Annotated in this window: 10 protein-coding genes; 1 reads left to right on the top strand and 9 read right to left on the bottom strand. The window is 49.1% G+C overall.

Annotated elements, in window-relative coordinates; all coding sequences use genetic code 11:
- Positions 1-171: 171 nt before the first annotated feature.
- Entirely contained in the window at positions 172-396 is a 225-nt protein-coding gene (locus PBN151_RS23530; RefSeq protein WP_072730932.1) for a hypothetical protein, read from the top strand.
- Here the strand turns inward: PBN151_RS23530 and PBN151_RS23525 are convergent.
- The 9 genes from PBN151_RS23525 to dnaB form a co-directional block, all read right to left on the bottom strand.
- Positions 350-1,171 carry an MBL fold metallo-hydrolase gene (locus tag PBN151_RS23525; RefSeq protein ID WP_021257524.1) on the bottom strand — a complete coding sequence of 274 codons (822 nt, stop codon included), beginning with the start codon at positions 1,169-1,171 and terminating at the stop codon, positions 350-352. The genes PBN151_RS23530 and PBN151_RS23525 overlap by 47 nt on opposite strands.
- The gene (gene yycI / locus PBN151_RS23520; protein ID WP_072730931.1) at positions 1,168-1,917 is read right to left on the bottom strand and encodes a two-component system regulatory protein YycI; all 750 of its coding nucleotides are present in this window, start codon (positions 1,915-1,917) and stop codon (positions 1,168-1,170) included. The genes PBN151_RS23525 and yycI overlap by 4 nt, the downstream gene beginning before the upstream one ends.
- Before the next feature lie 33 nt (positions 1,918-1,950).
- Positions 1,951-3,270, bottom strand: coding sequence for a YycH family regulatory protein (locus PBN151_RS23515; RefSeq protein WP_072730930.1), 1,320 nt, complete (start codon positions 3,268-3,270; stop codon positions 1,951-1,953).
- On the bottom strand, positions 3,264-5,054 hold the full coding sequence (gene walK / locus PBN151_RS23510; protein WP_370510451.1) for a cell wall metabolism sensor histidine kinase WalK: 1,791 nt from the start codon (positions 5,052-5,054) through the stop codon (positions 3,264-3,266). Before walK ends, PBN151_RS23515 begins: the two co-directional genes overlap by 7 nt.
- An 80-nt stretch (positions 5,055-5,134) precedes the next feature.
- Entirely contained in the window at positions 5,135-5,869 is a 735-nt protein-coding gene (gene yycF, locus PBN151_RS23505; protein ID WP_072730928.1) for a response regulator YycF, read from the bottom strand.
- 209 nt (positions 5,870-6,078) lie between these two features.
- The gene (locus PBN151_RS23500; RefSeq protein WP_072730927.1) at positions 6,079-7,614 is read right to left on the bottom strand and encodes a peptidoglycan DD-metalloendopeptidase family protein; all 1,536 of its coding nucleotides are present in this window, start codon (positions 7,612-7,614) and stop codon (positions 6,079-6,081) included.
- Between the two features lie 314 nt (positions 7,615-7,928).
- Positions 7,929-8,723 (bottom strand): spore coat protein, encoded by a 795-nt coding sequence (locus PBN151_RS23495; RefSeq protein ID WP_072730926.1) that lies wholly within the window; start codon positions 8,721-8,723, stop codon positions 7,929-7,931.
- Positions 8,724-8,956: 233 nt separating this feature from the next.
- The gene (locus tag PBN151_RS23490) at positions 8,957-10,240 is read right to left on the bottom strand and encodes an adenylosuccinate synthase (RefSeq protein WP_028533236.1); all 1,284 of its coding nucleotides are present in this window, start codon (positions 10,238-10,240) and stop codon (positions 8,957-8,959) included.
- A 175-nt stretch (positions 10,241-10,415) separates the two neighbouring features.
- Positions 10,416-11,774, bottom strand: a complete 1,359-nt coding sequence (dnaB, locus tag PBN151_RS23485) for a replicative DNA helicase (protein ID WP_021257531.1) — start codon at positions 11,772-11,774, stop codon at positions 10,416-10,418.
- Position 11,775: the final 1 nt, after the last annotated feature.

Below are 11,775 nucleotides of genomic sequence, written 5' to 3'. Positions count from 1 at the left end.
CACCACGGAATGATATGGCTGAAAATCGTCAACACTATATATTAATGCACACTATGAGCTTGTCATGTAAAAGAAATGTAATAGATTTGCAAGCTTGTACATATTCTATCATACAAACAGGGAATTGAGAGAAACAATCTCCCTCCCCTAATAGAAAGGAGAACTAGATTTATGACGACTTCAAGCACAATCTGGTCGGACATCGACCTAGTCGGACAACTAGCTGATATGAAAGAAGATCAATACCGTCTTACCTTGGCTTTATCCACCCTCATGGAGCTTCTCGTGGAGAAAGGCCTGATTACGCAGGAGGATATATCACGGAAAGCCAATGATCTCGACAGATGGCTTACAAACGCACCACAGACTTCGCATGAACCGTATCCCATGCCGTAGGCTTGTCATAATACGTATCTTTTAATTGCAGTTCACTCTCTTTGTAAAAATGGCCGTTGTCCTCCATAACTCCCTTTACCGTCATGCGGGCGAGATCCATCATATTATGATCCCGGCTTAAATGCGCCAAGTATACGCGGCGGGTATTACCCGTAGCAATCTCACACAGCGCCTCGCCTGCCGCATCATTGGACAAGTGCCCCATATCTCCTAGAATTCGTCGCTTAATATTCCATGGATACCGCCCCATACGAAGCATCTCCGTATCATGGTTCGATTCCAGCACAAGCACATCCGAATCGATAATCTCATCTCGAACCTTATCGCTCATATAACCTAAATCCGTTGTCACACTCAGCTTTGTCTCGCCTTCATAGAACTTATAACCCACCGGCTCGGCAGCATCATGAGAGATACCGTATGATTCTATGCGCAGATCCCCGAAATCGCGCGCTTCCCCCGTTTGCATGACAATCCGATTTTCGTCTGCAATTTCACCCACATGCTTCTCTAGTGCTTCCCATGTGTTCTCGTTGGCATAGATCGGCACGTTGTGCTTGCGTGAGAAGGCTCCAAGGCCCTTAATGTGATCAGAATGCTCATGCGTGACGAATATGGCGTCAATCTGCTTGCCCGAGAGCCCCTGTTCCTCCAGGAGCTGCTCTGTCCGCTTGCAGCTTAGACCAACATCGATCATCACAGTTGCGTCTTCATTTTGAATGACCGTTGCATTGCCTGTTGATCCACTCGACAGTACTGAAAATCGCATACTCATCTATCGTTCTCCTTCTTTCCTTCTTGCGGAGTATCAATTGCTCCACTTATCGCATTCACATAATACACTTCATCATTTTCCAAGAGGATGCGCCAAGACGGCGCTGCCACCTGTGTATTGGCCGCATCGAATATTTGACCATGGTAGCCAAGCTGTACATCCTTGACGACGGCCCCTGACATTAAGGCGCTCAAGATCACATGCTCCAATGCTTGAGAAGCCGGCAAGATCTTCTGCTCCTTGCTCTCCTTAGCTTCAATCAACTCTACATACTGCTGCCGGAACCCCTTAATCTTCTGCTGGCTGTGTGCCAGCTCCAATGTCACTTCGAATATCGGCAGGCCATTAGGCAGTCGCTGATACAAGACGAATGTTCCATTTCTACCTGTCAACGCGTCATATCGGTACATCTCAATATGAGGAATATCCCCTTGCAGGGACTTGATCAAATCATTCTCCATAAATACGATCTTCGTATCCTGCGGCTGCTTGAGCGGTTCCATCTGATCGCCCCGCTTCACGAATCGGTACGTGATTTCACGTAAGGCGGGTGTCTCTGAAGGAATCTTGGCTGTAACTTGAATCTTTTTTACTTCCATCATCTTCTTCGCCGCATCAGACAGGGAGGTCCAATCCAGCTCGGAATGCATTTGGTCGCGTACCTCTTGCCAGAGCTGATAGCCCAGCACAATATTGAGCAGCAGAAAAGCATAGATCAATATATTCTTCGCCCGACCCCAATCCATTTGACTCCTCCCTTCTGAGATACGATCTTACGTTCATTTCTTAACAGACCCATCAAGCAATGCGGTCGACCCATCCTTGTACTTTACCTGCCATGCAGGCAGCAGACGAACCGTCTCCTTCCCTAACTCAGGGATGTATACCGGGTCAATCCCTACGATTGGCTTCTTCTGACTGAGTGCATTCAATTTTTGAAGTAAGGCATCTCCAACCACCAGTTGGCGCATTTCCTTCTTCTCTGCACGCTGATGAAGTTGTACAAGAGAACGCTCATAACTCGTAACCGTGCCCTCTTGCATCGTAACCTGCATATACCCGAACCGGAAGCGACTTGTATTGACAATCGGGTAAGAGCCCCAATATTGCTGGAATCGAAAGGCTGTCCCTAATCCACTGGTTGCTCCGTTCAGCACATCCTTCTTCTCATTGTCCGGCAAGGTGACACGATATCTGCCATTCCAGCCTCCATGCTGGTTAATGAAGCGGACTGCTGCCGTGACATCAGAAGCAATATCCTGCTGCCCTTCCGTCTGCACGACAGGATCGGAGTAGATAAGCCATTGCAGGCCCCGATTCACTTCCAAGCCGCGCTTAACGTCGGTATAAATTTCGGAATTCCCAGTCTCTATATTTTTCGTAACGGTAGGATCATTGAACAGGCTGCGCTGCATCTGCTCTGCCGTAATTCGATCATAGGGAAGCGTAACCTCAAGCAGTTCAATCGGCTGTTCTGGAACATAATATGACCCGTTAACCAACTTATAAGGCGTCCAAGACCGTCCGAATTCGACCTGCTGCTTCACATCCTGCTCGGTCAAGTCTGCTCGGGTTGACTCATAGACAGCGTCCCCCTTCGCATTGAAGAAGAAGACGCGGACTTCCTTCGTATCCTTCGTCGTATACAGCCATATTCGACGAATACTCTCATTCATAAGCGCAGAATCGTCACCGATCGGAAACACCTTCTGCAGCAGTTTCACTGGGATAGGCGCGTGGAAAAGCAGTTCCACTCCCTCATTCTCCTCGCGTATTCGATTCCAATCCACCGCAGAAAGCGAGCGGTATTGGAATCCATCATACGAGCGTCCCTGCAGCCGCTTCACAATAATGTTATAGAACGTCATGCCTGGATATAGAATGGTATGCTTATTTCCTCCGAGGTGAAGAACCAGCTGTTCCGGGAAGATTAGATTCTCTACTTTCTCCTCAGGCCCGAGCGGATCGGTCGTAATGTAGTCACTGGTCGACTTTTTGCGTACATCGAAGTTCGGTATGCTATAGGCAAGGAAGAAGCTCTGCAGCAAGCTTAACAGCACAAGAAATGTTAGCAGCATCGTCTTAAATCGCTCTACCATTCGCTTGCCTCACTCCCTTCCGCCTTCATTGATGTCAACGGAAGCGAGAAGGTAATTTGCGTACCTGCGCCCCATTCCGACTCAATCCATATATCCCCACCATGCGTTCTCACAATTTCCCGGGCAATGGACAAGCCTAGTCCCGTACCGCCCATATTGCGCGAACGAGCCTTATCTACCCGATAGAATCGTTCAAATATTCGTTCCAAATCCTTCTGTGGAATGCCCAGCCCATTATCCTGCACTGATACATGAAGCATGCTGCGAGAAGAATCCAGAACCGCAACCAGCTTCACCTCGCCGCCGTCTGGCGTATACTTCACCGCATTGGACACAAGGTTATCCAGCAATTGATCGATCTGATCCCGATCGATCATCACTAAGCCTCCCTTGCCAATGTCCGGATCAATGACAACTGATGCAGCGATTCCCTTATTGCGGAACTGGAAGGAGAATCGGTCGATGACATCCTCCAGCATCTCCGTCATATCCGTCACCTGCTTGCGCAGCTTCGCCTGCTTCGAATCAAGGCGCGACAGATGCAGCAAATCCGTAACGAGACGAATCATGCGCTCCGTCTCGTTCTGTATAACGCCAACGAAGCGCCCTGCAAGCTGCGGCTCTTCCAGCGCGCCGTCGCCTAATGCCTCAACATAGCTCTTAATCGTCGTCAGCGGCGTCCGCAGCTCATGTGACACGTTGGCTACGAACTCGCGGCGAGACTGCTCCAGCTTCTCCTGCTCCGTCACATCCTGCAGCACGACAATTGATCCTGTCATACCTTCCCCACGGCGATGAACCGGGGTGAAGGATATGCGCAGGATTGTCTCGCTATCTTCATCACCCTCATGTTCTTCTGTTCGAGGAAGCAGCATCCAGTTCAGCTTGCCGTTCACCATCTCATCGATCTGTTCCTGCGGCACACGAAGCACCTCGGACATGGGACTGCCCTCTACCTCGCCTTGCTTGATACTTAGCAGCTTGCACGCCCGTCTGTTGACGAGAATAACCTGACCTTGTTCATCGGTCGCGACAACGCCGTCACTCATATTTGTCAAGATGGATGCCAGCTTCTCCTTCTCTTCCTCATTCGCATTCAGCGCTTCCTGCAAGCGCCTCGTCATATAATTGAATGCCTCACTCAACTGACCGATCTCATCGGTGCCCATGACAGGAACTTGTCCTGCGAAGTTCCCTTCCGCCACCTTCGTTGCTTGCTTCGTTATCTCCTTGATCGGTTGTGTAATGGTATGGGCCAGAATGACACCCAGTACGGCCGTTAACCCAAGTGCAATCGCCATCCCCGAGAGGAAAATCCGATTGATCCCCTCAATTGTAGCGTACAGCTCCTTCATTGATGCGACAATGTATAGGGCCCCTACGAGCTTCCCATTGGAGTAGACGGGCTTCGCCAGCACCTGCATGCGCACATTGTCCTCATCAATGATAACCTCTTGGTTATCACGCATGCCCTGCAGGGCCCGATTCACTACTGTCTCAGTATTTTTACGCCCTACATATTCCATATGAGTAGGCACAGATGTCGTCAATACCTTCCCGGTTACGTCCAAAACCTGTATTTCCACGCCATTCATATTGATGAAGCTGCGTACGAACTTATTGAGCGCCTCCAGCGTCTGCTCATCATCAAGCGTCTCATCGCCCTTCAGCGTCTGACCCGCGTAAATAGACATGAGCTCTGCTGTGTTCTGCAGCTCCTTCGTAAAGTTGGTCGTCTGCGTATGCTTCATCGAACTGACGAAGTAGACACCGATGAGCTGCATCGCAATTAAGATAAGCAGAACATAAATAATAATCAGCTTCGCCTGAATGGTGCGAAAAAATCGACCTAGCCCCCGCTTCACTAGAATCCTCCACTCCGCGGATTGCGCATCATATATCCCAATCCGCGCCGTGTAATGATATATTCCGGCTTGCTCGGATCATCCTCAATCTTCTCGCGCAGGCGGCGTATCGTTACATCCACCGTGCGTACATCTCCGAAATACTCATATCCCCACACTGCCTGCAGCAGGTGTTCGCGTGTCATGACCTTGCCAGCATTGCGCACCAAGTAGAACAGCAGTTCATACTCCCGATGCGTCAAATCCAGCATAGCTCCGTTCTTATAGACTACATACATGTCCGTATCAATGAGCAGTTCATTCAGCTTCATGCCCTGCTTCTCTGCGGCAGATGTCGCAGCATCCTCTTCTGGATCTGGAGTAGAGATTTTGTTTTGGCGCCGCAAGTGAGCCTTAACCCGAGCCAGCAGCTCTCTCGTGCTGAACGGCTTCGTCACATAGTCATCGGCCCCCAATTCCAAGCCTAATACCTTATCAAGCTCTGTGTCCTTCGCCGTCAGCATAATAATAGGCATATGCAAATGCTGACGTACCTCACGGCACACATCCATCCCGTCCTTCACGGGCAGCATCAAGTCAAGAAGCATAAGATCCGGCTTCTCCGATATTGCCAAATCAACGGCAGCTCCCCCATCGAAGGCGCAGATGACCTCGTAGCCTTCCTTCTCCAAATTAAACTTTAAAATATCTGCAATCGGTTGTTCATCATCTACAACGAGAATTTTGCCGTACACGAATCCGCACCTCTCCCTCTACCTTCACATTTCCTACCACGTACTAATACAGTCACAAATTCCGTTCTGCATGCAGCCAGTCCTTATGTCACTCTATTTTACCATAATTGTCTCTACATCCCGAACCCAAACGTTGGAGAAGACGGCATTACGCGGCAATCTAAATATAAAAAAGACGGGACATCCGATTCGTCCCGTCTAGCTTGCGTTTATAAGTATTTAAGAGGATTCTGCACTTCGTCATTTTTAATAATTTCGAAATGCAAATGCGTACCTGTGGAATCGCCCGTATTGCCCATTACGCCAATATCTTGACCCTTCTCCACAATATCGCCGGCATTGATATTAATTTTGCTTAGGTGGCCGTACAAGGTTTTGTACCCATTGCGATGGTTGACGATGATGCAATTGCCATACCCGTTCTTCACACCCGCAAACAGTACGACGCCTTCATCAGCAGCCATAATCGAACGATCCGAGGATACCATGTCGATCCCCTTGTGCATGCGGCCCCAGCGCTTGCCGAATCCGCTTGTCAAGGTTGCACTGTTCACAGGCCAATCGAAGGAGCCTGTCCCTTCGCCGCGCACGACCTTCGTACCGCGAATGACAATCTCCGGAATGGCAGGCTCGACAACCTCTTGCTCAATCCATTCCTCGTGGGATAGCTTGCCGTTGTCCTTCACCAGGCGATAAGACATGCGCTTTAATCCTTGTTTGCCCTTGCGGACAACCTTGGACTCCCCAGAGCGCATATTCGGATCTTCCTTGATCATCTTCTGCGGTTCAGTCACCAAATACTCGCTATAAGCTTCAACCGTCTTCACGGTAATAAGCGGCTTCGTATCCGTCAAATTAAGAATTTGTCCATCCTGCAGACGTTCCTCCCCGACAGTCGGGTTGTTATGGTAGATCGCATCCATAGAGACATTCATCTTATTTGCAATTGACGAAACGGTATCTCCTGCCCTCACAATATATTGGAGCTTATTCGTGAGGCCTGTCGTCAGCTTGCTAATCGCCTCATCCTGCGTCATCAGCTGGTCTGGGCTAATATTGGCATTTTCCGTGCTGACACGCTCGCGGAAACTAACAGATTCCAAGCGTGATACGGCTTTCGTGGCCTTTGCAGAGCGCATAGGCGCAGCTAATACGCGCACTTCCTTCGCATTCCCTTTGTTCGATGCAGATGGAGTGTACTTCGCCTTTACCTGCTTCAATATTTTCTCGGCCGTAGCCTCGTCATTCACATATCCGACTGTCGCGCCGTTGATCTTCAGCTCTACGCCCTCTGCATAAGCAGGCGTCAATTGATCGAGCTTCGCTAACGTTGCTTCCGTTGTCGGCTTCGCCTTGAATCCAGAATCCTCAATCGTTCGAATTCCCTCTCGATTTATCTTCATATGGGCGTTCGGATACTTAGCCTGTTCCTTCTGGAGCCGAGCTGCATAATATTGCTCGACTTCTTCTAGAGCAGACACCGTGCCCACCAGTTCATTCTTATGGTATACGTGATAAAAAGGTATCGTATTGGCTTGTACATAGGTAATGCCTCCCCATACTGCAGATGCAGCCAATGCCATGCCACTTATTGCGAATACAATCGTTCTTTTTCTCTTTGTCATCCATCGGGTTGCAGGATTCCTCGTCAACCGTTCCCGCCATGCAGCCGTCCATTGTTGCCATCGGTTGCGATCATTCATTTGTTCCTTTTCCTCCCGACGATTTCCGTTGAAACGTTCCATGATGGTCTCCTTTGCGAATACAATGCCTATATTCTCATACGTAATGTGATCTTTTTCTATGAAAATTTACAAAAGTTAACGTTTTGTCATCTTTTTTTAATGTACCATAGGTCGAAAGTACATTGCAACTTGACCGAATTCGTCATTTTTTGGACGTTCTTCATCCTTACACCCCTTACTTTTCCAAAACAAAAACGCGAAAATGTGCTCTCCTGAGGAGATGGCCACTTTCGCGTTTATTATGCAATCCTTTTAATCGGTTTATTCAGCATATGTTCTCACAAAGATGTTCTTCGTGAAGCCTATGAATCAGACTACGGTGTTCCCGTGCTTTCTGTCTTGCTTTCCTTCGCATTTGAACCATCCGTAGTGCTGGCAGTATCCTTCGTCTTCGATTCTCCCACCATCCACTCCCGCATCTCCTTATATTCCTCGTCATTCAGATGCTTCGCGAGAATCTGTTCGACTTCCATAACCTCACTGGAAGTTAATCCTCCCTCCATTAAGGTTGAGATGCGCTGCCAATCCTCTTGCGGGAGCTTCTTCATCAAGGTTGCAAAGATTTGATCCTTCTTCTCCTTCGACAACTCTTCCTTGCTCTTCGCTATCGCGTCAGGTGGCACTATTATTGCCTCCCGTCCCTTCGATTCCTGACCAGATGTTATGCCCCCCATTACCGGCAAAGCGCCATCAGGCGTTGGAGTTGATCCGCTCTCGCCTTCATTTCCCTCAGCAGATGGGGAACCTGTCGTTCCTCCGCCATTCGTCTCAGTCGCTCCCTGCCCATTCCCATTCGATCCCGATCCCTGACTATTAGTAGTGGTTCGTTCTGTATGGTTCCCGCTATTTCCCATTATCCCATTCTGACTCGTTCCTGTAGACTTATTATTTGATTGACTAGCCGTTTGTACATCGGAGCCAAGCAGAACACCCCACATAGAGGTCAATGTCAGCGGCTTCCGTTCTATTGGGATATGGAAACTATCCAGGGCAGTCTGAATATATCGATCGACTACGATCGCTGTTGTTCCAACCGTTAATAGGCTAGATAATATACCTACGACCAAAATCGTCATTGCTAACCGCATCACACGCCACACTAAGCGCATCTATACTACCTCCCAGCCAGCTCTTGCTGCCACGCGAGGGCAATATGCCCTCTCACGTGCCCGAGTGCGTATAATAGAGTACTAGCAGCCTCCAATATGACTCTTCTTCCTCTATCTTGTATTCGGGATCCTTGCCAGCTCACAGTCATTTACTGCTTAGTATGCCCAATTATGTACAAAAAAAACGACTCTTCCCGAAGGAAAAGCCGTTTCGTTTCTATATCATGCTGCAATTAGCGGTAGATAGAACGCACTTGATTCGTCTGCTCGCGGTTGCGGCCAACGGAGAAGATCGAGATCGGAATGCCTGTCAGCTCCGATACGCGCTTCACATAGTTGCGTGTTGATTCAGGCAGTTCATCAAGCGTCTTGCAGCCTGTGATGTCTTCCGACCAGCCTGGCATTTCTTCATAAATTGCTTCGCACTTCGCAAGCATATCCAAGCTTGCTGGATAGTGCTCGATAATCTCATCGCCGCACTTGTAAGCCGTACAGATCTTAACTGTCTCCAGTCCAGTCAATACATCAAGCGAGTTCAGGGACAAGCCTGTAATCCCGCTCACGCGACGAGCATGGCGTACGACGACACTGTCGAACCAGCCTACGCGACGTGCGCGGCCTGTTACTGTACCATACTCATGGCCAGCTTCGCGGATGAAGTCGCCTGTCTCATTGTTCAGCTCTGTTGGGAACGGACCATCACCAACGCGAGTCGTATAAGCCTTCGCTACGCCGATAACCTCTTCAATCTTGGATGGGCCAACACCAGAACCGATGCAGACACCGCCAGCTGTTGGGTTCGAAGAAGTAACGAACGGATACGTACCTTGGTCGATATCGAGCATAACGCCCTGCGCACCTTCGAACAATACCTTCTTGCCGTCATCGATTGCATCATTAAGTACAACCGAGGTATCAACCACATACTTGCGAATGAATTCTGCATATTCGAAGTATTCCTGCAACGTAGCTTCGATATCCAGCTCTTCGCCGCCATACATTCTGATTAACTCGTTCTTCTCATTTGCCAAGTGGCGGAATTTCTTCTCGAATACATCCTTGTCGAGCAAGTCGACAATACGAATGCCGTTGCGAGCTGCTTTATCCATATAACAAGGTCCGATCCCTTTGCGGGTCGTTCCAATCTTGTTCGGGCCTTTGCGCTCTTCCTCCAGACCGTCCAGCACCATGTGATACGGCATGATGACATGCGCACGATCACTAATGCGAAGATTATCGGTAGAGAAACCATTTTCGTGAATATATTCAATCTCTTGGATTAGTGCCTTTGGATTGATGACCATACCATTACCGATTACACAAATTTTGTTTGTGTAGAAAATACCGGATGGAATCAGGCTCAGCTTGTATTTCTTATTATCAATCAAGATCGTGTGTCCCGCATTGTTACCACCTTGATAACGCGCAACCACGTCGGCGCTTTCGGCGAGGAAGTCAGTGATTTTCCCTTTCCCCTCGTCTCCCCATTGGGTTCCTACGACGACTACTGTAGACATATTCATACCCCCGGCGGGTGTTTACACACCGTTATTCACTGCTTTTTTAAGCTTTCGCTCCAAGCAGCATACCTAGTTTATCAGTCAAATAGTGCAAAGTCAACGAAAAGCGAACGTTGATATCCGACCTTAACCAAATGTTCGGAAAAACAACGTTCGCTTTCTTTTACGCTTATTATCCCGCAGAAGCGTCCTGATGATTCCTTTCGTAGCTGACGAATTTGTTGAAGTTCTTCAAGAACACCAACTCCACCGTACCTACTGGACCATTACGCTGCTTAGCAATAATAATTTCGATAATATTCTTTTTCTCCGTATCCTGATTATAGTAATCATCACGGTACAAAAATGCAACGATATCAGCATCCTGCTCAATGGAACCCGATTCCCGAAGATCGGACATCATCGGACGCTTATCCTGCCGCTGCTCTACGCCCCGGCTTAACTGGGACAAGGCAATAACGGGAACCTCAAGCTCACGGGCTATCTGCTTCAGCGTACGTGATATCTCGGAGACCTCCTGCTGACGGTTCTCGCCTGGCTTGCCGCGTCCTTGAATCAGCTGCAAGTAATCGATCAGAATCATGCCAAGACCATGTTCCTTCTTAAGACGTCTACACTTGGCACGGATATCCGCCACCGTTATCCCTGGTGTATCATCAATGTAGACCTCCGCCTCGGACAAGGCTGCGATGGACATCGTCAGCTTCTCCCAGTCATCATCCTCAAGCGCTCCTGTACGGAGTCGTCCTGCATCGACATTGGACTCAGCACAGACCATCCGCTGTACAAGCTGTGCCGCGGACATCTCGAGACTGAATATCGCTACCGTCTCCTTCGCACGAACGCCAACATTCTGGGCTACGTTCAAGGCGAAGGCGGTCTTGCCGACGGACGGACGAGCAGCCACAATGACAAGGTCACTGCGCTGGAAACCCGATGTCATCTTATCCAAATCAGGGAAGCCTGACGGAATGCCTGTCGTCCCCCCGCCTGTTTGCTGGCTCAAGGTCTCGACTTTATCATACACTTCCATCAATACATCTTTAATCGCGATAAAGCCGCTCGAAGAGCGGCGATTCGAAATTTCTAAGATACGTCGCTCCGCATCGCTAAGCAATCCAGAGACATCCTCGCCGCCTGTATAGCCTTCACTTGCGATTTGCGTGGCAGTCCGAATGAGACGTCGCATCATTGACTTTTCTTCAATAATTTGCGCGTAATAATCGACGTTGGCTGCGGTTGGTACCGCATTGGCCAGTTTCGTCAAATAAGACACGCTGCCGACGTCTTCCAACTGCTGCTTATCCTTCAGCTTCGCTGTAAGCGTTACAAGGTCAATCGGCTGGTTGTCTTCGCCCAGCTCGATCATCGCCTCATAGATCATTTGATGGGCCGGATTGTAGAAGTCCTCGGACTGAATCCGCTCCATCGCCGTGATCATCGCTTCGGAGTGGAGCAATATAGCGCCGAGAACGGCTTGCTCAGCCTCCAGGTTCTGCGGCGGAACACGATCGACATACATCTCGTTCATT

It is taken from the genome of Paenibacillus sp. NAIST15-1 (genome assembly GCF_001894745.1).
In the GTDB taxonomy this organism is placed as follows: Bacteria; Bacillota; Bacilli; order Paenibacillales; family Paenibacillaceae; genus Paenibacillus_B; species Paenibacillus_B suaedae.
The sequence above is the reverse complement of the archived record's forward strand: the minus strand, read 5'-3'. Positions and strand labels throughout refer to the sequence as shown.